The organism is Enterococcus sp. DIV1368d, from assembly GCF_050542975.1.
GTDB lineage: Bacteria > Bacillota > Bacilli > Lactobacillales > Enterococcaceae > Enterococcus_D > Enterococcus_D casseliflavus.
In genome coordinates this window covers 1,566,069-1,587,526 of sequence record NZ_CP172939.1, presented here as the reverse complement: position 1 = coordinate 1,587,526, position 21,458 = coordinate 1,566,069, and the positions used below count along the sequence as shown (strand labels likewise).

The following is a 21,458-nucleotide window of genomic DNA, read 5'->3' as shown; positions in this document are numbered from 1 at the left end:
TTCTGTCCGTTATATTGTATCAAAACATCCTCTATCTTGCATTGATTTTTCGTATTTTTTTTGTCATTTTAAGATTTTTTTCCATCTTGCCACCAAAGTTTAATCAGCGCCTGCGTTCCGTCATTTTCGAAGCCTTTTTCAGCTAACTGATCATACAATTTTTTAGCTAAAGCGGTGCTTGGCAAATCCAATCCCATCTTCTTGGCCTCATCCAAAGCGATCCCCAAATCTTTGATGAAATGTTTGACAAAAAAGCCTGGAGAATAATCCTCTTTTAGGATACGAGGACTGTAATTCGTCATGGACCAATTGGCTGCCCCACCGCCAGAAAGCGTGTCAATCACTCGTGGTAAATCAAGACCGGCTTGATTCGCATAGACCAGCATTTCTGTCATCCCCGTCATGGTTCCGGCAATCATGATCTGATTGGCCATTTTCGTATGCTGACCCTTCCCTGCCCCTCCTTGAAGTTGAAACGTCTTTCCTAATACTTCAAAAAGTGGTTTTACTTGTTGGTAAGCTTCTTCATCGCCACCAACCATAATCGTTAGCGTGGCGTTTCTCGCACCAAGATCACCACCAGAAACTGGCGCATCAATACTCGCTGCTCCTTTTTCCTTCGCTGTCTGGTAGATTCGTTCTGCCAAATCAGGTGTACTGGTGGTAAAATCCACCAGTGTTTTGCCCGTCACAGCCGTTTGAAAAATCCCTTGTGCCCCATAGTAAACCTCTTCAACGTCGGATGGATAACCAACCATTGTAAAGATGATTTCACTTTCTGATGCAACTTCTGTTGGGGTGTCACACCAAATTGCTCCATTCGCAACGAGTTCATCTGTTTTTGCTTTCGTCCGATTGTAAACATTCACTGTATGTCCTGCAGCTAAAAGATGACCAACCATCGCTTGACCCATGACACCAGTACCGATAAATCCTAATTTCATGCAGATCCCTCCAAAATAAAAAAGTTCATGTCTTTAGTATACGCTAAAAACATGAACTTGCGAAAATTTTCTGTTTAATCGATCGTTCGGCGAAAGGCCTTTAATTTTACTTTGAATTTTTCTAGCGTCTGCTCGGTTTCTTTTTCGATGCGTTCTGTTTCATAATAAGCGACCATGTCATGGTAGAAAGATAGCATCGACTCACCGAAGCGCAATGCCGAGATCTCGTACATTTTTCTAGCAAGAACTTCGGGATCAGCAGGAATCTTTCGTTCATAATAATCAATAAATGCTTTTGCGAAATCCCGATCACTCTCATAGGTTACGCCTAAAGACGGATCGTCGATCAAGGTATTTAAGTAGTCATTGCCTTCAACGACTAACGGGGTTCCAGCAGCCATTGCTTCCGTGTAAGTCAGTCCCTGTGTTTCTGATGTGGACGCACTAACGAAGTAATCCGCAGCGTGGTAATAGATCGCCACTTTATCATTTGCCACTTCGCCAACAAATTGAACATGGTCAGATAGAGCCATATCCACCACTTTTTCTTCTAATTTTTCTTTATGCGGACCTTTCCCAACGATCACTAATTGCGCATCAGGAATCTTCGTTAAAATTTCTGGCATGCCGTCGATGATTGCTTGGATATTTTTTTCATAAGAAATACGGCTGAGGGAAAGCAGCATGGGCTGATTCTCAGTGATGCCCAATTTCTCCCGCAATTCTTTTTTCATGTCAGTTGTAATGTCCGGTCGGCGAAACTTCTCAACTTCGATCCCTGTGGGGATGATCCGCATCGGTGAAACCACACCATACCCTCTCAGCGTATCGATGACCCGTTCACTTGGACAAACAACACCTGTCGAGTGGTTGGCAAATAGCCGTGAAAGATATTTCACGTGAGATGGCCGCAAGACCTTTCCGTTTGCGATGTAGTGCAAGTAATCTTCATACATTGTATGGTAGGTATGGATCACAGGAATCTGCAATTTACGCCCCACCATTTTCCCCAACATCCCAGAACCAAACTCTGTATGGGTATGGATCAATTCCAATTCTAATTCTTTGGCGATCAAATAGGCATACAACATGCCGCGAACCACGATTCGCCGATCTTTGAAGGACACAAACGGGACACTTGGCATGCGAATGATATCTTCTTCATCCAGATCAGCATTTGGATCGGTCGTTGTAAAGATATACACTTTATGGCCTTTTTTCTCAAGCTCTTCTTTCAATGTCTTGATCGATGTCGCCACACCACTTACCTGGGGGAAGTAGGTGTCAGTAAAAAATCCGATTTTCAAAACGGTACCTCCAAACTTTACATTAGTTTCTTCATTCCGTATTCATCACTTTTGTATAAACCTCTTGTAATTTAAACCCAATTTCATCAATACTCTTTTGCTTTGCTGTTTCATAACCCGCTTCACTCAATGGTGGTAACGTGCCCTCCACGATTCCTTTGATTTTCTCAATAAATCCTTCATTGGTTTTTTCCATGTATGCATTGCGCCCATTACTTAGCCACCCTTTATAAACAGGAATATCCCGAACAAGCACATTTTGGCGGCTGGCTAACGCCTCAAGGACTACGATCCCTTCTGTTTCTTCATAAGAAGGAAAGAAGAATAAATCGGCAGCGGAATATGCGCCTTCGATGATATCCCCTTTGATATAACCTGGAAACAACACATTTTCTGGATGGTCTTCATTGACGAGGTCGCGGATCTGTTTAGGAATCGTCATCATTGGTGTATGACCAAACCAGATAAACGTATACTCAGGCAACTGTCTAGCTATCTCTACAAAATCAAGAATGCCTTTTCGTTCAAAAAATAAACCGACGGATATAATGACTTTTTGATCTGGTAAGAGATTGAAATACTCGCGAAAGGCTTTTTCTTTCTCTTGATCCGGCTGATATTTGTCAAGATCGATGCCGTTTGAGATTGCCTCGATCGGTACTTGGATACCATACCCTTCCAAAAGTTCTTTCGAATAAGGAGTCGGGGTGATCAACTGATCGGCTCTAGAATAAAGATTGATCAAATATTTTTTATATAATGGCGAAAGCTGGTTTGAGCCGATAAATGAATTACGAAAATCCTCTTCTGTAGAATGGGCATGATAAATCACTTTTTTCCCTTGTCTTTTGGCTTTGTTGACCATGTGCATACTATTGATCCCATACGTGTTGATATGAAGGATATCATAGTCCTCATCATTTTTATCAAGAGTAAAAGGAATCCCGACAGATGTCAGTGCTCGTTGCTGATGGGCCAACGCTCGACCGATACCTGATTTAGCTAATAATTTTTCTCCTTCAAAATAAAGAAGTACTTTCAAAGATGATTCCTCCTTGGAAATGCTTATATCTGATATTAGTATACCATAGGCAATCGGAGACATACTCCTACCATGGTCCTAGATTTTGTTCCCCATTTAATCATGATACGTGAAAAACCTACGGAATCATAGCTTTATACAAAGATATGACAAAATTGTTCGTTTTCTGAAAAAACGAGCAGGCTGTTGCAAGTCAAATCGAACAAGAAGGCTTCTTATTATAAAAAAAAAGGCAACAAGCAAAATTGCTTGTTGCCTAGAAATGATTAGTTTACATACTGTTCGATTAGCTCAACAACTTCTTCCATTGTATCGCAATCTTCTAAAGCACGTTTTGCTAATTCTTGCATGTCAGTCGTTGACAAGCGTTTCATTAAGCTGCGTGTTTTCAGAACAGATGTTGCACTCATTGAGAACTCATCTAAGCCCATACCTACAAGAAGCGGCACAGCAGTTTGATCGCCCGCCATTTCTCCACACATACCAGCCCATTTGCCTTCAGCATGCGCTGAGTCGATCACGTTTTTGATCAAACGTAAAATTGATGGGTTGTATGGTTGGTACAAGTAAGACACGCGCTCGTTCATGCGGTCTGCAGCCATTGTGTATTGGATCAAGTCATTGGTACCAATACTGAAGAAGTCAACTTCCTTCGCAAACTTGTCTGCTAAGACAGCAGCTGCTGGAATTTCGATCATGATTCCGACTTGGATCTCGTTAGAAACCTCAACGCCTTCGTCAATCAATTTTTGACGCTCTTCTTCATACATTTTCTTCGCAGTACGGAACTCTTTCAATGTTGCCACCATTGGGAACATGATACGTAAGTTGCCGTGAGCAGAGGCACGTAACAACGCACGAAGTTGGGTACGGAACATGTCATCCCCAAGTTCAGATAAGCTGATACGCAATGCACGATAGCCTAAGAAAGGATTCATTTCATGAGGCAATTTTAGGTAAGGAAGTTCTTTATCGCCACCGATATCCATTGTACGGACAACCACTGGTTTGCCAGCCATTCCTTCTAAAACTGCTTTGTATGCTTTGTATTGGTCTTCTTCTGTTGGGAAATCAGGAGAATCCATGTACAAGAATTCAGTACGGTATAAACCGACTGCTTCTGCACCATTGTTGTGGACACCTTCTAAATCTTTAGGCGTTCCAATGTTCGCAGCTAATTCAAAGTGCTTACCATCAGCGGTAACTGTTTCAGCATCTTTCAATTTTTCCCATTCTGCTTTTTGTTCTGCGTAGGCTTTCCCAGCTTCAACAAATTCAGCTGCTTGGTCATCTGTCGGGTTGACGATAACGTCACCGATAATACCGTTAACAGCTAAGATGTCGCCCGCTTTCACTTTTGCAGTGATCTCCATTGTTCCAACGATTGCTGGGATTTCAAGAGAACGTGCCATGATAGCGGAATGAGAAGTACGTCCACCGATATCTGTTACAAAAGCTTTTACAAAGTTGCGGTCTAATTGTGCAGTATCACTTGGTGTCAAGTCATGCGCAACAACGACTACTTCTTCGTTGATCATTGAAGGATTAGGCAAAGTCACATTCAGCAAATGCGCCAAGATACGTTTTGCGACATCTTTAATGTCAGCTGCCCGTTCTTGCATGTAAGCATTGTCATCCATTGCTTCAAACATACCAATATACATGTCAGTAACTTCTTTCAACGCAGCTTCTGCATTGACTTTGTTATCTGTCACGTTTTGTTTGATTTGACCAATCATCTCAGGATCAGAAAGAACCATTAAATGAGCATCAAATACTTGTGCTTCTGCTTCACCTAAAGTTTGCGCTGCTTTGTCACGGATTTGTTGTAATTCCGCTGTTGACTTCGCTAACGCATCATCTAAGCGTGCTTCCTCTGCTGCAGTATCTTCAACTGATACTTTTGAAAAAGATAAATCAGGTTGTACTAACAGGTAGGCTTTCGCAACGGCTACACCATCACTAGCAGCAATTCCTTTTAGCATCTCAACCATTATTCAGACAAACCTTCTTTTTTCATTGTTTCTACGATTGCAGCGATTGCATCTGCTTCGTCAGCACCTTCAGCAGTGATAGTTACATCAGAACCTTGGCCAACGCCTAATGACATTACGCCCATGATTGATTTAAGGTTTACTGATTTACCTTTGTACTCTAAGTTGATATCAGAGTTGAATTTGCTTGCTGTTTGAACCAATAATGTAGCTGGACGTGCGTGAATCCCTGTCTCAGCAACTACGTGAAAATCTTTCTTTTCCATATTGATCAATCTCCTTTATGATACGTTTTTTTGTGTGAAGGCAAAATTTTCATGCATGCAATGACACCCGAAAAAAATCGCCCTTTCAACTGTTAAGATTACCATTTTTTTCCTCGATAGACAACCGTTTTCTCTTAAATAAACGATTGAAATAAATGTCCTATTTATTTTCTTGCACATAACGGTAGATGATCTTCCCATTTAAACCCGCTTCTCCGACAAAAGAAGACCGATCTTCCAACTGGAGCCAGACATCTCTAAACGCCAGGAATTCTGGCTGTTGGACAATCAATTCTTGGATCTCTCCATTGCGCAAACGCGTTATTTCTGAAGCAAAATCTCTGTTCTCCATCCTCAATTCTCACCTCTTTCTTTCTATTATAATGGAATTACTTTTTATTTAAAAGACGCTTCTGCTAATGAAAGAGCGGCAAAAATTTTTACGAGTAAAATTCTTGCAGTCTGACAAAAAGTTAGTATAATAGAATTATGGTCAGTAAAGGTCAATAACACATTACCTCGAAGATGACCGTTTCTATGCACACAGCCCCTTTTCTTTTACAAGTGTAAAAAAGCGCCGTAAAATAAGGGTGTTGGAACAAATATGAAAGGTCGTGAATCTATGCTTTGTCAAAATTGCGGCAAAAATGAAGCGTCTATTCATTTATATGCCAGTGTCAATGGTCAAAGAAAACAACTCGATTATTGTCAAAGTTGTTACCAAAAATTAAAAGCTCAATCTGGGAATGCTGCAGCTGCAATGGCGCAAGATCCTTTTGGATTCGGCAATATTGATGATCTATTTCGTCAAATGTCTCGCCAGATGCAGCAAGGAAATAACCCTTATGAACAAACCCCTCCGACGCAAACCGGCGGTAATGGTTTTGTCGGCGGTCAGCCTCCACGCAATAACCAAGCAGCTGCAGGTCTGTTAGGAGAATACGGTATCAATATTACCCAAATGGCTCGTGATGGCGAAGTCGATCCAGTCGTAGGTCGTGATTCAGAGATCAAACGAGTGATTGAGATCCTTAATCGCCGAACAAAAAACAACCCTGTGCTTATTGGAGAACCTGGGGTTGGGAAAACTGCCGTCGTTGAAGGGTTAGCCCAAAAAATCGTCGATGGCGATGTACCACAAAAACTGATGGACAAAGAAGTCATTCGTTTGGACGTTGCGTCTCTTGTTCAAGGCACAGGTATTCGTGGCCAATTCGAAGAACGCATCCAAAAATTGATTGAAGAAATCAAGCAAGCAGAAAACGTGATTTTGTTCATTGATGAAGTCCATGAAATCGTTGGCGCTGGTGCAGCTGGCGACGGAAATATGGATGCTGGAAACATCTTAAAACCAGCTCTTGCCCGTGGAGAACTACAAATGGTCGGAGCAACGACGTTAAATGAATACCGCATCATCGAAAAAGATGCTGCTTTAGAACGCCGTTTGCAACCAGTACGGGTGGATGAACCTTCTGTGGAAGAAACGATCCGCATCTTAAAAGGTTTGCAACCACGTTATGAAGATTATCATCATGTGAAATATACTGATGAAGCGATCGCAGCTGCCGCTACCCTTTCTAACCGATACATCCAAGACCGATTCTTGCCTGATAAAGCAATCGATCTACTAGATGAAACAGGTTCTAAGAAAAACTTAACGATCCAAATCGTTGATCCAAAAACGATCGAAAAGAAATTACAAGAAGCGGAAGAGCAAAAACAAGCTGCCTCTCGAGAAGAAGATTTCGAAAAAGCTGCTTACTATCGCGATCAAATCAATAAATTGCAAAAAATGAAGGAACGCCAAATCAGCGAAGAAGAAACGCCAGTCATTACCGAAAAAGACATGGAACAAATCGTTGAAGAACGGACAAATATTCCAGTTGGTGAATTGAAAGAAAAAGAACAAACGCAATTGAAAAATCTTGCGGATGACTTGAAAGCTAAAGTTATCGGACAAGATGAAGCGATCGATAAAGTAGCCAAAGCGATCCGCAGAAATCGGGTCGGTTTAGGCAAACAAAACCGTCCAATTGGCTCTTTCTTATTCGTCGGTCCAACCGGTGTCGGGAAAACCGAATTAGCAAAACAATTAGCCTATGAGATGTTTGGTTCTGAAGAATCGATGATTCGTTTCGATATGTCAGAATACATGGAAAAACACAGTGTATCCAAACTGATTGGCTCTCCTCCTGGTTACGTTGGCTATGAAGAAGCGGGTCAATTGACGGAAAAAGTTCGTCGGAATCCATATAGCCTGATTTTATTAGACGAAGTGGAAAAAGCCCATCCTGATGTATTGCATATGTTCTTGCAAATTCTCGATGATGGTCGTTTGACGGATGCCCAAGGACGTACAGTCAGCTTTAAAGATACCTTGATCATCATGACAAGTAATGCTGGAACTGGCAAAGTTGAAGCCAACGTCGGCTTTGGCGCAGCGCGTGAAGGCATCACTCGTTCCGTGTTAAATCAATTGAACAATTACTTTACGCCAGAATTTCTCAATCGCTTTGACGGGATCATCGAATTCAAGGTACTAAGCAAGGAAAACTTGTTATCGATCGTGTCCCTTATGCTGCATGATGTCAATCAAACACTTAGTCATCAAAAATTGCATATCGATGTTCCACAAGACGTGCAAGAAAAACTGGTCGATCTAGGTTACAGTGCAACGATGGGTGCTCGCCCATTGCGCAGGACCATCCAAGATCAAATCGAAGACGGGATTGCTGAATATTATCTTGAGCATCCTCAAGTTCGTCAATTAAAAGCACAATTGGAGGATTCCGATAAAATCGTTGTAACTTCAGCCGAATCCTCTGCACTTCCTCAAGAAACACCTTCTGCTGAAGAGGAAAAACCATCGGAAACAGATGAGCAATAACGTGTCAAAACGGTGACCAATCCGTTCGTTTTGCCAGACAACCATGTTTTGCCAAAAAATTGGGTAATTCCGAGTTGTCTGGCTTTTCTTTTGAAAAAAAACGACCTATAATGTTATTAATAAATACATAGAATGTGAGGTGAGTCTGGTGAAATTAATCAACGTTACAAACAGCCATTCTCGACTAGTATTGAATCAACTTGAAAATACCGACGCAGAACTTGTAAAGGTTTACACTGCCGGAGACACGACCGTGATCTTTACCTCAGCGCCGAACCACAATGAAATTTTGCTGATCAATAAAAAACGGAATATTCGCCCGACGGAAGTAGAAGAAATCAAAAATTACTTCTTGAAAAAATTACCTGATGGCTCCTATGATCCTGCTACGATCTCTGTGATCCAAATGCCCGAAGTGGTAGAAATCTCCATCAAAAAAACGTTGTCTTCCTCACGTTAGCTTTGCCTAATCACGTGTTTAAAAAATATCTATAAAAGGTGACTGTCGCAGCCCTCTTTTATAGATATCTTTTTTTGTCTTCTCTCCTCCTTCTTTCGCCTAGTACTTCGACCAACGCTACCTGATAGTCAAGCAAAAAAAGAGAGCGTTACGCTCTCTTTTTCAAGTATATTTATTAGAAATCATCGACTGGATCATCACATGTAGATTGTGCCAATCCTTGGTACTATGAACATTGCCAAAAAATGTAAATTTCTGTGACTCATTATGGATCAGCACGCCATCAGAAACCAGTATGTCTGAGTCTCCTAAGTCCGAACTAAAGTGAATCACATTTTCATTGTAAATTTTCAATAGTTTGTTCTTAATGACCGGAATATATTCTGGGTGGTTCAAAAGAGAAATACCAATGCGAATCGGTTCCTCTTTTTGGATAGGTAAATAAGATGCTGTAATCTGAGCGATTTTCCTTAAGAAAAGGGCTTCTTTTTCTATTACAAACGAATGGCGCTGCAAGACGGTCCCAATCAGCTCCTCCACCTCTAATACGCGTTCGTTCGTAGAGGACAAATCTTCAGTAGACACAAAACTATCCAAAAAGAGATGAAGACAGCCCCATGTATTCATCACTAATTCATAGGTAAGAAACGCTTCGATCGCTTTGGAAAGATCATACTTTTGCGACAAGACAGCCACAACATCGGCAGAAAATTCGACCAATGGATTCCCCGAGAGGTTTCGCAGCTGTTTTCCTAAAAGAAGTTTCTCTTGATCCGAGATCGTTTCAGGTATGAAGAGAAAAACCCAGAAATGATAAAAAATCTGTTCTTTCTCGATATCTTGCTGACTTCTGATCGGCAGCAGCTTGATCACTTGTTTTTCCCCATTGAGTTGCTTGATTTGCTCATAAATAGCGATGGAAGCTTCGTCTAATTCATTGACGATATAGCCCCTCAACACCGCATTTTCAATGATTGAAAACATAATGTCGTGCTTCACTTTTGTAGTTTTCAACGGCTCATATTCTTTCGCAGCTAATTCAACGTTTGCACGGGTGCGCTGATTGATGTAAACATTACAAGCCATGATCTCAACTAAATAGTGGTACATCCGCACACAAGGCTCTGCCCCTGTCAGATCAATGGAATCTGTATTGTTATTGATAGTAATCGGGACATTTTGGATAACCAGCATTTTTTTCAGATAGCTGATCAATTTATAACAATAAGAAATACTAAAAATCAATTCTTCTGAGATGTCCACCATACGGGTCTTTCTTTTTCTTAACAAATAGGATAATAGACGATAATAAGGAGATTCTAAGAAATACTTCTTCTTTAGATTCACAAAAATATGCAGGCTTTGTTCTTCGTTTAATTCTCGTGACAAATAAACGGTTCTCTTTTTCAACAAAAAAATAGACTCGTCAAAGGTCGTAAACTCTCTCATATCTTCGGCGATTTCATTGATCAATATTTTCACCTGATACAAAGATTTGTTTATCGTTTCACATATTTTATCAAGAGACAGCTGCTTCTCCAAAATGATATTTCTAATAATAGTTAATTTATCTACCTGTTTTTTGGTTAAATAAAACCTATACAACTTTTCTATATATTCCAAAATTTTTTACCCGCCTTATTTAAAAAGTATCCTAGTTTCCAATTATAGTAAAATAAACTTAAATTTGAGCCTCTTTTTTCATTAAACGGACAATTTTAATAAAAACTTCAGAAAAATTCCCGCTTCTTAAAACAGAACGGGTGAGAAAAACTTGTGAAACGATTCTTACCTTTTGTAACAAAAAAGTGTAGGAAACCATTAAAAAGATCCTGTGAATTAGCTGTTTCCATAGACTTAGAAAAAATTCGTATTCTTTCATTGATTGGTAAGTGACTTGGAGAGTAAAATCATTTTCTAGCTGGACAAACTTCTTTGAGGAATCAAGTTCATTTCAAAGAGCTTGTAATAAAATATCTTCTCTTTTTAGCCAGCAATCTTTGTATTCATAAATGTTGATGATCGACAATTCATCACTCATCTCATTAATTGCCCGCATAATTTCTTCATCATCCGAATCAACATTGCCAATGACATGCAAATCATAATGAATACCAGATTTATCCACGCACTCAACGATATAACTGATGACATCTCCCCAAAAATGTTCCAATCGATGCGTGCCTCCTGCTTTTTCTAGCCTTGAACGTTCAGCGATACACAAAACGTTTTTCGAAGAGTATTGCAAGATGTTGATTTCCCCTAGTGATTCTGCTAAGTAGTCAAGAACCGATTGACGATCATCCTCTTGATCCACAATTAAATTTCTCTCTAAAATCGTGTTCGTCTTGTTGCTGAAAAAGCGCACAGTCAACATGGTAGCATTCTTTTGTCCACTGAAATTTATTCTGGTTTGCAGCATTTTGATTCACTCCTTAAAAGAACTTTGATCCTCTGCTATTAAGGATATAGTAAGAACCAGCTGATTTTTATCGTCTTTTTTTCAAAAAAACTACAAATAAAATAATCATTGTCACTCTTTTTCTTTCTACTGACTAAAAGACCTGTCGATTAGAAACGGGTAGCAACTTCATAAAATTAAGAAAGACAAAAAAACTCTTTCAAAGCTTTCTTCAAAGAGTCTGATTGTATATTCTTAAAAAAATATGCTTCCTATTAAAATCTATGGTTCATGAGATAGCCATCCCACACAGTTAGTTTTTTGAGATTTCTTTATAATGAAACAAACATGAACGTTTATTAACACAGGAGTAACCCTTGATGTCTCTGTCGCTTGAAGCTAGAAGATTTGTAGGGGCAGATTACAAATTGAATGAAAACGTTAATTGATATTTTTTAAATAAGTAACTTTGATATACCTATCCAATAGGAATACATATATAGAATCATACTTTTTAATCACCACCCTACGCAACTGTTCATACGCGTAAAGCTACTTCCAAAATAGTTTCTTAAAAATGATAGAAAGTTGATTTCTATTGAATTGCAGGGGTTCACTAAAGAAATATTAAACATGAATTTTCAGAACTCGTTTCTCTGACAGCGACTGATTCAGAGCAAATTCTCAGAGACTACGAATAACATTTTTTTCGTTTTTTAGGTCCAATCCTAGTTGGAACGACAATTCTTTCAACTCTGAGAAGGCTTTGACTTAAAATAAAAGCCAAAATATGACCCTGCAACAAATTTACTTTCATAGTCATTATTACCGAATTGATAATTCGTAGACAGAAAGATAGGTCGACTTGATAATCAGCATCATTTGACCACTAGAATATTTAATTAAATTATTGTATAAAAAAATCAGATTAATAAAATACTTTCTACTTTTTCATTAAAAATAGCGAAAAAACGGATAATAACATAATACACCATCATTGTATACTTTATTTAAGCAGTAATTCATCTGCAAAAATTAAAGTGAGGTTTTATTATGAAAAAAGTTATTTTGGGTACTACATTCATTGCATCTTTGTTGTTAGCCGGAGGAGTCAACGCGTTTGCCAATACTATACCAACAATTACCAAACCTATTGAAATTGAAGTTATTGATGGTGTTGCAACATTCCAGTTTAATGAACTAATGCCAGAAGAAACGTCTTCTGTAGAAATTACTTCTGATATATTGGAAGAAAACGGCGGAAAAGTCTCTGGAGCCATACCAAACGTTGGGGGTACATTACAAAACTTAACTTCTGCTGCAAAAACAGTTAATATTGTGACTACTGCACCAGAAAATACAATCAGCATCACAGAAAATGCACTAATTCCTGTAGAGGCATTGGCATATTCTGCTGCAAACGAAAGTAAAGAAGTAACGTTCACGATTGATAGAGTCTCCGCCATAGCATATGATGACGAAAACAGACCTGTCATTACAATAACTGCACAAGATGCTACCGATACTGGTGAAACTCCACCTTTATAATTTTCAGAAGGAAAAAAAATCATGAATCATACATTCAAACACAGAAATCCTTTTCTAAGGATTTCTGTGTTGCTTCTCTTACTAACACTGGTCAGCAATACAAACATCCGTAATGCAAATGCCGATGAGACGACGAACTCACTGAAACTTACTCTGAGAGAAACGGAGTACAAAATTTCAGATAATACCTTGAGTATTTCTCCGGAAAAGGAGACGGCGTATACTGTTGAAATTTTTCTAGAAAATGTTGGATCTGGTGACTCATCCATTGTTGTCACGCCTTACACCTCTACTGCTCTCTCACGAGAATCGGCTATCATCTATAGCGATGACTTGACTTTACTGCTAGATGATAAGTATAACTTTTCAAATTATGCATTGATCGAATCAGAAGCATTAGATGACGATGATCAAATCGAGATTCTCCCAAATGAATCCGTTCTTGTGACCGTTACAATCACTCTTCCAGAGGAGCCTGCACGTGAAGGAACCGTGATGGGGGCAATCAATTTTAGTCAGATCATGGGTCTTGAAACAGCAGAAGATTCAGTTGGTATCAAATCTGTGTATGAGTCACTTATTTTTATCAACTTACTTTTTAGTGATGTAGAAGAGCTCAAAGACGTCGTTTATGAAGATTTCTTCTTTGTTGCGCTTCAAGATACGGTAAACCTACAATTTTATGCCCTCAACTATAATCCTATTTTAGGCAACTTAAACAATGCGCTCTACGAACTAATAAACCCAAATGGAGAAACAATTGCCTCTGGGGAGTTAGCAGATTCCGTTCTTTTAACGCCGTTAACCAGATCAAGAATGCAGATTCCTTTAATAGATGATAGTGAACTTATTGAAGGCGAATACCGTTTAACTATAGAAACAACTAGAAAAGCGATCACGACTACTTTTTCCTATGAGAAAGAAGACTTGGATAACTTCAAAAAAGAGAACCGTCCAACGAACACTGCCGATGTTCAGAAAAATAATCAAATCCTTATCTGGATCATCTTTGTTCTCGTTGCAGCGTTGGCAGCTGCAGTCATCTATATTTTTAAATCAAAAAGAAAAAGAGAGGGCTAGTGTTGTGACCCCAAAAGTTAGCTTTTAGGACTAACTTTTGGAGGTCGCTTCAAAGCTCCTTTTTTTAGTACCACCAATTAGTCACAAACTTGTTCCAGCAAAAGCACTTATCACCTAGTATTAGAAAAAGATGTGCAGCAAAAAACCGCTCCTATTCAGCTAAGCGGTTTTTCCTACACTAGTTTTAAACATATCTTTTATCAAAAATCACTTCTTTTATAAAAATTGTCTCTATCTCGCACTGGCACTCTTCCTCTAAACGATCCTCATGGACAGTATCATCATTGATATCCTCAAGTGATTCTTCTTGGCTGAATGAATCATTCTCTAATGAGTCTTCTTCCTCTGGGCGTTCAGATTCATCTTCAATGCCATCGTCTTCTTTCTTTTCATCCTCTTGGTCTTCATCTGTCAAGTTTTCATCCGATGTCTCTTCTTTTTCCTCATCCGACTGATTCATTTTTATATCTTTCGTAAAGGTCTCTGAATCATCAATTGCTGTAAACGTGACTGATAGGTAGTACTCAGAGTTGGCATCAAGATATTCCTTTATGTTCAATGTTGCGGCTACATTAAGAATCATTGATGCTTCATCAGTATCCTCAATCTGAATGATCTTCTCTTCCGAACCGTTCACGCTGTTTAATTCTGCTGAAAATCCTTCTCCGACAGCCGTGATCGTTACGTCAAAAGCACCTTCACTGCCGTTGCTATTGACGGTCAGCTGAAGATCTTGTGTGGTTTTCAACAAATAATAGTGTTCGTCCTTAAAGTCAATCGTGTTCAAATCAAAAATTAAAATTTTGGAAACCTCATCAGCCGCAACCTCTACTGTTGGAAAGAAAAATATCGCCGAAAATATGAATAACAAGCTTTTTAGCACTACCTGGTCCCCTTTCTGCTTTCAGAAATCACTTTTATTTAATATATAATCATTTGCTTTAGCAAAATCGATAGATAGATAACTAGTAGACTAGCAATAAGACTAATTCATTTTGGCGTCCCGAAGCCATGGTACACCAACTGAATACTTAAACCATCTGTTAGAAGTGCTTCAAATGAAGTTTCAAGGGCTATCACCGATTCATGCTCAGATAAAGAAAGCTTAGGCTTCACTAGTAGCATCTGACAAAAAGAACATGTCCCTCGATCAAATGATTAAACGACCTCTATCACTGCAATCTATTCTCTGCTTTCCCCCTACTTTCAAACAAGGAGAAAATTTCCTGAACCATCAAATGTGCCTATGATCTTTTTCTATTCATTTCAAGTGTATTTCCTTGTGGTCACCTTTAATACTACGCTCTTTTTCCGACTCATTTTATCTTCTTTTAAAAGAATGGTTATGAATTAGGATAATTGTCTGATCATTGGACGATTGCCCCCAATCACGCAACCTTCCTTCTGTATCAAAAGCACGTTTTCAGCAAAAAAAGCCCCTTCTTATCCATTTGGATAAGAAAGGACTTTCTACGATCGTTCAATTAAAAAAGATCAGCCTTACGTACAATGTTGCGCATACCTAGACAGTCTCGCGGGAAACGACTCTTACATCAAACTCTTCAATTCGACGTCTGGGTACTTATCTGCGAACCAGCGCATCGCAAATTGGTTCTCAAACAAGAACAATGGCTGGTCGAAACGGTCTTTCGCTAAAATGTTACGGCTTGAGCTCATACGCTCATCCAAGTCTTTCGGATCGATCCAACGGGCGATCTTGTGGCCCATTGGGGTCATAATGACTTCGGCATTGTACTCATTCATCATGCGATATTGGAAAACTTCAAATTGCAGTTGCCCGACAGCACCGATGATATACTCATCACTCAGATACGTCTTGTACAACTGGATAGCCCCTTCTTGGACCAACTGATAGATTCCTTTGTGGAAAGATTTTTGCTTCATCACATTTTTTGCAGTGACTTTCATAAAGAGTTCCGGAGTAAACGATGGCAACTCTTCGTAAGCAACTTTTAGTTTTCCTTCATAGATCGTATCGCCAATTTGGTAATTTCCCGTATCATAAACCCCGATAATATCTCCAGCGACTGCTTCTTCAATATTTTCTCGGGTGTCTGCCATAAATTGTGTCACATTGCTGAGTTTCATTTTTTTGCCAGTACGCTCAAGTGTCACGTCCATGCCTCGTTCAAAGGTTCCTGAACAAATACGGACAAAGGCGATCCGGTCACGATGGGCAGGGTTCATATTTGCTTGGATCTTGAACACAAACCCAGACATTTCTGGTTCATAAGGACTGACTTCATCACCAGCCAAAGTTTTGTGACCGTAAGGCGCTGGTGCAAAGGACAAGAAGGTTTCCAAAAAGGTCTGCACGCCGAAATTCGTAAGGGCGGAACCAAAGAACACGGGTGTTTGATCGCCTCGTGCGATTTTTTCTGTATCAAAGGCATCGCCAGCTTCTTGCAGTAATTCTACTTCTTCTAAAACTTGTTGGAACAGCCCATCTTCGGCAAATGGATGATCTGCAGGAAATTGACCATTTTCATCTAGGGCAACTAAACGTTCCCCACCGTGATTGTCTGGACGATAAAATTCGACCCGTTGGTTATGGATATCATACAGTCCTTCTAAGCCTTTCCCCATGCCGATCGGCCAATTCATTGGAAATGATTCGATCTCTAAAAGATCTTCTAGTTCTTCTAATAATTCTAATGGTTCGCGGCCATCACGGTCGAGTTTATTGATAAAGGTAAAAATCGGAATACCGCGTTTTTTAACGACCTGGAAGAGTTTTTTCGTTTGCGCTTCGATCCCTTTTGCGCTATCGATCACCATGACCGCACTATCCACCGCCATCAAGGTACGGTAGGTATCTTCAGAAAAGTCCTCATGCCCAGGGGTATCTAAAATATTGACCCGTTTGCCTTGGTAATCAAACTGCATAACAGAACTGGTAACGGAGATCCCCCGTTGTTTTTCAATTTCCATCCAGTCGGACTTTGCGAAATTCCCAGTCTTTTTCCCTTTGACCGTACCAGCTTGGCGAATCGCGCCACCGAATAATAATAATTGTTCTGTAATGGTTGTTTTCCCCGCATCCGGGTGGGAAATAATCGCAAAGGTACGGCGACTATCTACTTGTTGTTTTAATTTTGGATTATCCATTGATTTTATTGCTCCATTTCTTGTATTTACAATGCGAACAGTGTCTATTTTAACCTGTCGCTAGTTTTCTGACCAAATCAGTATATCATGGATAAGGGTGATAAAAAAGCAAAAAAAGACAAGAAATCCCTTTGACTACTCTCTTTTACAGAGTTAGGCAAAGGGCGTTCTTTCCATTTGATGGAAAGAAATTAAAATGCTGGCAATAAGGTATCGCTATGGTCGTTTTCTAAAAATTCGCGAACTTTATCGCTAGTCATGGCACGGCGCAAAACGGCGATTTTTTCAGAATCTTGATTGTCTTCTCGAGCAACCAATGAGATAGCAAAGCGATCATCGATCGTTTTTTCTAAGAAAAGGGCATCGGCTGGTTTCAAACCGATTTTCGCGATATAGGTTGGGTAGTTGTATACCAAGGATACATTCGGTTCATCATAGGCTTCCGCAAGATTCAGTAAATCAACAGATAACCATTCAAAGTTTTTGGGATTTTCGGTAACGTCTTTAAGTGTTCCATTAACACCAACGCCATCTTTAAGGGTGATCAATCCTTCTTCTGCTAAAATCGCTAACGCTCGACCTTCGTTAGACACATCATTCGGCAATGCAACTTTTGTTCCTTCTGGAATATCATTGATATCCGTATACTCTTTGGAATAAAAACCGACTTTTGCGTTGTAGATTTTATCTAATGCCACTAGGTTTGCATCTTTTTCTTCATTATACATTTGCATATATGGTTCATGTTGCGCAAAGTTGGCATCGACCTCGTCATTATTCAGCAGCTCATTGTACTGGATATTGTCATTGACTTGGACCAACTGGATTTCCCAGCCATCTTCCACTGCTTCCGCTGCAACTTTTACGACATCGGTCATTGGCGTCGTTTGCGAAGCGACCTTGATGATTTTCTCTTCGCTCGCCTCATCCGAACCCGTACCGCAAGCCCCCAATACACCTAATGCCAATACACTAAATCCTAAAACAAATCCTTTTTTCACTTTCATTCCTCCTATTTTCGTTTATCAAGTTTTCTTGCTGCTTGATTGCCAATCCCTTGCAGGATAAAGACCAAAAGAATCATGATGATAATTGCAAAATACATGACGCCATATTCATATCGTTGATAGCCATAGCGGATCGCAAAATCGCCGATACCACCACCGCCGACGATCCCCATCACCGTCGAATAAGAAACCATACTGACTGCTGTCGTCGTTAAAGATAAAATCAAGCCGCTTCTAGCTTCCACTAGTAAAAACGACCAAACGTATTGCCATTGACTGACGCCAAGGGATTTCGCCAAATAAGAAACTTCTTCTGGGACATCCAGCAGTACTTGCTCCGTCAAGCGAGCAAAAATACTCATAGCAACGATACTCAAAGGGAAACTGGCGGGAATCGGTCCAAATGAGCTGCCTAAAAGCATTCGCGTCAGTGGGATCAAGGCTACGACAAATAATAGAAACGGAAACGAGCGGATGATCGTCACAACGAGATTCAAACCCTCATAAAGAAATGAGATTATTTTTCCACGACTGCGGCTAAGGAAGAGCCAGACACCTAGCGGTAGTCCTAAGACAATGGCTGCGAGCATCGAAATCCCCATCATGATCGCTGTTTCTTTCAAAGACTGAAGTAGTTCAGGCAGATAATACAAAATACTCTCACTGATCGTCATGCAGCAAACTCCTCTCCACTTTGTCCACATAAGAGCTTTCTTTGCGGACAATTGGCTGCGGATGATTGACAAATTCCGCCGCAAAGACGGCATCTTCCAATACAAACACACGTTGACAAATATGTCTGACTGCGGTTAGCTCATGACTAACGAAAATGACTGCTGGCTGAAACGTCTGTTGAACTTTTTGCAGTAAAGCAAGTACATCGGCTTTCGTATCTTCATCCAGCGCACTAGTGGGTTCGTCACACAGCAAGATTTTCGGCTCACGGATCAACGCCCGTGCGATAGCTACTCGTTGTTTCTCCCCACCGCTCAACTTGGCTGGATAACTGTCAGCTTTGTCTTCCATCCCAACAAATGAAAGCATCTCCAACACCTTCTTTGATGATTTCCCCATTAACTTCAAGGGCAAATAGACATTTTCAAAAACGGTTCGATTGTGTAGCAGATTGTAATTTTGAAAAATCATGCCGATTTCCTGCTGCGCATGTAGCAGTTGCTTTTTGTTTAAGGGATCGATTCGTTTCCCGTCAAAGAGCAGCTCCCCACTGTCAGGTGTCTCAATTAAGTTCAAAAGCCGAAGCAACGTTGATTTCCCCGAGCCGCTTTTGCCGACGACCCCAACAATTTCCCCCGGCTGAACAGCAAAAGAAAGACCATCTAGGACGTTTCGATCGTAACGCTTTTTGATGTTGATCGCTTCTAACATCTTTTTTCCTCCTAATCAAACAGCAACGCAAGAAATTCAGCGTTAGTCATCTGATGGATAAATTGCTCGATGGCAATATCCTTTAGCAAGCGGCTGATGGTGTTTTGTTCAAAATCAATACCTTGCAGCATCGCTTCAAGTTCACTGATCTCTTTTTGTCCAAAAAAATCACCGGTAATTTGAATCGCTGCAATCTTGCCTTTGTTGACAGTAAAATCGACTTCAACGATCCCAACCTGCGCAAACCGCTTTCTTTTTTGCCATTCAAAAGCAGGCGCTTCATTAAAAATCCACTCATTGTTCGCGTAACGTTCTTCAAACAACGTTTGGATCGCTTGGCGATCCGTATCCGTCAAGACGATCTCTTGCTCACTGATTTCATCAATCGATTCTACTTCATAGATTCGGCAAAGGAGTGTGTCTCGAAATGCCTTGGTATCCATTGATTGGTATTGTTCTGCCAAATACGGTTTAATATTCGTCACACTTTTCCGTACGGATTTCGTTGCTTTAGAGGCAATTTTTTCTTGGGCAACGTGTAGGACTTTTGTTAATTCTTCTAGATCCACATCATACATCAATGTGCCATGAGAATACGTTCGACCTTTTTTTGTATACATCGCATTGCCAGAAAACTTTTTCCCATCAATGAACAGATCATTGCGGCCATGCACTTCTACCTCCTTGGCTCCCATTGCCTCTAAGCCTTTCATGATCGGTTGTGTTGCACTTTGGTAGTCACCAAAACTCGTGGCATCTTTTTTGGTGACAAAACTAAAGCTCATGTTGCCTAGATCGTCATAAACTGCTCCACCGCCAGATGTCCTGCGAGTCAACACGATATTGCGACTCCTTAAATAGTCAAAATCAATCTCTTGATACGCATTTTGATTTCTGCCGATTATAACACATGGTTTTTGTATGTATAACAGAAGACAAGGTTCTGAAACATCTACGTTATTCATTAAATACTCTTCAGTTGCCAAATTGTAACGGATATCCTCACTAAGCATACGGTAAAATTTCATTTCAAGCCCCTCGTTCTTATTAGATTTCTATGGATATTCTCGCTTTTCTTACGGAAAATTGCAATCAAACTGCTTAACGATAAGATACACGTGTTTTTTTATCTGTTTTTAAACTGTATTATTGATTAGATTTATCGTAACCGTTTCTTACAAACAAATCAAGGGGAATAAGTAAAAAAAAGAACAAAAAAGACCAAAGCAGTTGATATGCTCCCCCTATATAGGACACTGAAATATAAAGTGGCTTATATAGGGGGAGTTTGTATGTCTAGAGGAAAAATGAAATTAAGTTCAGAAGAACGGCTAGCTTTTGTAGAAAGAGCTTTAAAAAATGAAGCTAGCATAAACAGCCTGGCCAAAGAAGCACAAGTAAGTTTCAGTACTATAGAAAGGTGGATCACTCTTTATGAGAATGAAGGACCCACAAGTTTACTCCCTACAAAAAGGAATCAATCATACTCAACAGAGTTGAAACTGAATGCGGTCCATGATTATTTAGCTGGAACACATGGTAGCTTAAGAGCTGTCGCCAAGAAATACGGGCTTCGTAACAAAAAACAATTAGAAGACTGGTTAAAGATATATAATACTCATAGAAACTTCAAATCAGAAAGTGGTGGAAGTAGAATGAGTAAATCCAGAAAAACAACATTGAATGAACGAATTAAAATTGTGCATGACTGTATTATCAACGGTCGAGACTATGGGAAAACCGCGATTCAGTACCAAGTCTCTTACCAACAAGTTCGGAACTGGGTGTTGAAATACGACGAGATGGGAGAAAAAGGCTTAGAAGACCGTCGAGGGCAACGAGCGGGAAGTAAACCTGCCAGAACACCCGAAGAAGAAATGCGCGATAAACTGGCTCAACAAGAACGACGGATCAAGTTGCTTGAAATGGAAAATGACCTGTTAAAAAAAGTCAGCGAGTTAGAAAGGAGGCGGGATTTGAATTAGTTCGTCATACGTTTGAATACCA

At 39.9% G+C, this 21,458-nt stretch carries 19 protein-coding genes; 5 read left to right on the top strand and 14 right to left on the bottom strand.

Annotation, left to right across the window (positions count from 1 at the left end; translation table 11 throughout):
* Positions 1–68: 68 nt before the first annotated feature.
* The 6 genes from IGJ44_RS07315 to IGJ44_RS07290 all read right to left on the bottom strand — a co-directional run bounded on the left by IGJ44_RS07315 (position 69) and on the right by IGJ44_RS07290 (position 5,905).
* Positions 69–944: an NAD(P)-dependent oxidoreductase gene (locus IGJ44_RS07315; protein WP_074536438.1), complete on the bottom strand. Its 876-nt coding sequence runs from the start codon at positions 942–944 to the stop codon at positions 69–71.
* 74 nt (positions 945–1,018) lie between these two features.
* Positions 1,019–2,251 (bottom strand): glycosyltransferase family 4 protein, encoded by a 1,233-nt coding sequence (locus IGJ44_RS07310; protein ID WP_005225884.1) that lies wholly within the window; start codon positions 2,249–2,251, stop codon positions 1,019–1,021.
* A gap of 31 nt (positions 2,252–2,282) precedes the next feature.
* On the bottom strand, positions 2,283–3,293 hold the full coding sequence (locus IGJ44_RS07305) for a glycosyltransferase (protein ID WP_010748077.1): 1,011 nt from the start codon (positions 3,291–3,293) through the stop codon (positions 2,283–2,285).
* A 266-nt stretch (positions 3,294–3,559) separates the two neighbouring features.
* On the bottom strand, positions 3,560–5,287 hold the full coding sequence (gene ptsP / locus IGJ44_RS07300; protein WP_005225882.1) for a phosphoenolpyruvate--protein phosphotransferase: 1,728 nt from the start codon (positions 5,285–5,287) through the stop codon (positions 3,560–3,562).
* Complete coding sequence (locus IGJ44_RS07295; RefSeq protein WP_003126335.1) at positions 5,287–5,553, bottom strand: phosphocarrier protein HPr; 267 nt, start codon at positions 5,551–5,553, stop codon at positions 5,287–5,289. The genes ptsP and IGJ44_RS07295 overlap by 1 nt, the downstream gene beginning before the upstream one ends.
* Before the next feature lie 160 nt (positions 5,554–5,713).
* Positions 5,714–5,905 (bottom strand): hypothetical protein, encoded by a 192-nt coding sequence (locus tag IGJ44_RS07290; protein WP_005225880.1) that lies wholly within the window; start codon positions 5,903–5,905, stop codon positions 5,714–5,716.
* A gap of 270 nt (positions 5,906–6,175) precedes the next feature.
* On the opposite strand from IGJ44_RS07290, the gene IGJ44_RS07285 reads away from it, so the two are divergent.
* Both IGJ44_RS07285 and IGJ44_RS07280 read left to right on the top strand, forming a co-directional pair.
* Positions 6,176–8,440, top strand: a complete 2,265-nt coding sequence (locus IGJ44_RS07285; protein WP_205821503.1) for an ATP-dependent Clp protease ATP-binding subunit — start codon at positions 6,176–6,178, stop codon at positions 8,438–8,440.
* 148 nt (positions 8,441–8,588) lie between these two features.
* On the top strand, positions 8,589–8,900 hold the full coding sequence (locus tag IGJ44_RS07280) for a DUF1827 family protein (protein WP_005225878.1): 312 nt from the start codon (positions 8,589–8,591) through the stop codon (positions 8,898–8,900).
* Positions 8,901–9,062: 162 nt separating this feature from the next.
* On the opposite strand, the gene IGJ44_RS07275 is transcribed toward IGJ44_RS07280, so the two are convergent.
* Positions 9,063–10,382, bottom strand: coding sequence for a helix-turn-helix domain-containing protein (locus tag IGJ44_RS07275; protein WP_430606574.1), 1,320 nt, complete (start codon positions 10,380–10,382; stop codon positions 9,063–9,065).
* Between the two features lie 472 nt (positions 10,383–10,854).
* Positions 10,855–11,322, bottom strand: coding sequence for a hypothetical protein (locus IGJ44_RS07270; protein WP_016610197.1), 468 nt, complete (start codon positions 11,320–11,322; stop codon positions 10,855–10,857).
* A gap of 1,032 nt (positions 11,323–12,354) precedes the next feature.
* On the opposite strand from IGJ44_RS07270, the gene IGJ44_RS07265 reads away from it, so the two are divergent.
* Complete coding sequence (locus IGJ44_RS07265; RefSeq protein ID WP_074536442.1) at positions 12,355–12,849, top strand: hypothetical protein; 495 nt, start codon at positions 12,355–12,357, stop codon at positions 12,847–12,849.
* A gap of 21 nt (positions 12,850–12,870) precedes the next feature.
* Complete coding sequence (locus tag IGJ44_RS07260) at positions 12,871–13,929, top strand: hypothetical protein (protein ID WP_167827391.1); 1,059 nt, start codon at positions 12,871–12,873, stop codon at positions 13,927–13,929.
* A 184-nt stretch (positions 13,930–14,113) separates the two neighbouring features.
* On the opposite strand, the gene IGJ44_RS07255 is transcribed toward IGJ44_RS07260, so the two are convergent.
* From IGJ44_RS07255 to IGJ44_RS07230, 6 genes are all read right to left on the bottom strand, one after another.
* Positions 14,114–14,812: a hypothetical protein gene (locus tag IGJ44_RS07255; RefSeq protein ID WP_081343891.1), complete on the bottom strand. Its 699-nt coding sequence runs from the start codon at positions 14,810–14,812 to the stop codon at positions 14,114–14,116.
* Between the two features lie 665 nt (positions 14,813–15,477).
* The gene (locus tag IGJ44_RS07250; RefSeq protein ID WP_005225872.1) at positions 15,478–17,058 is read right to left on the bottom strand and encodes a peptide chain release factor 3; all 1,581 of its coding nucleotides are present in this window, start codon (positions 17,056–17,058) and stop codon (positions 15,478–15,480) included.
* A gap of 191 nt (positions 17,059–17,249) precedes the next feature.
* Positions 17,250–18,065, bottom strand: a complete 816-nt coding sequence (locus IGJ44_RS07245; protein WP_074536444.1) for a MetQ/NlpA family ABC transporter substrate-binding protein — start codon at positions 18,063–18,065, stop codon at positions 17,250–17,252.
* Positions 18,066–18,070: 5 nt separating this feature from the next.
* Positions 18,071–18,739: a methionine ABC transporter permease gene (locus IGJ44_RS07240; protein WP_074536445.1), complete on the bottom strand. Its 669-nt coding sequence runs from the start codon at positions 18,737–18,739 to the stop codon at positions 18,071–18,073.
* On the bottom strand, positions 18,726–19,451 hold the full coding sequence (locus IGJ44_RS07235; RefSeq protein WP_074536446.1) for a methionine ABC transporter ATP-binding protein: 726 nt from the start codon (positions 19,449–19,451) through the stop codon (positions 18,726–18,728). The genes IGJ44_RS07240 and IGJ44_RS07235 overlap by 14 nt, the downstream gene beginning before the upstream one ends.
* Before the next feature lie 11 nt (positions 19,452–19,462).
* Positions 19,463–20,479: a lipoate--protein ligase gene (locus tag IGJ44_RS07230; protein WP_074536447.1), complete on the bottom strand. Its 1,017-nt coding sequence runs from the start codon at positions 20,477–20,479 to the stop codon at positions 19,463–19,465.
* 264 nt (positions 20,480–20,743) lie between these two features.
* On the opposite strand from IGJ44_RS07230, the gene IGJ44_RS07225 reads away from it, so the two are divergent.
* The gene (locus tag IGJ44_RS07225; protein WP_205821544.1) at positions 20,744–21,436 is read left to right on the top strand and encodes a helix-turn-helix domain-containing protein; all 693 of its coding nucleotides are present in this window, start codon (positions 20,744–20,746) and stop codon (positions 21,434–21,436) included.
* The last annotated feature ends 22 nt before the right edge of the window (positions 21,437–21,458 follow it).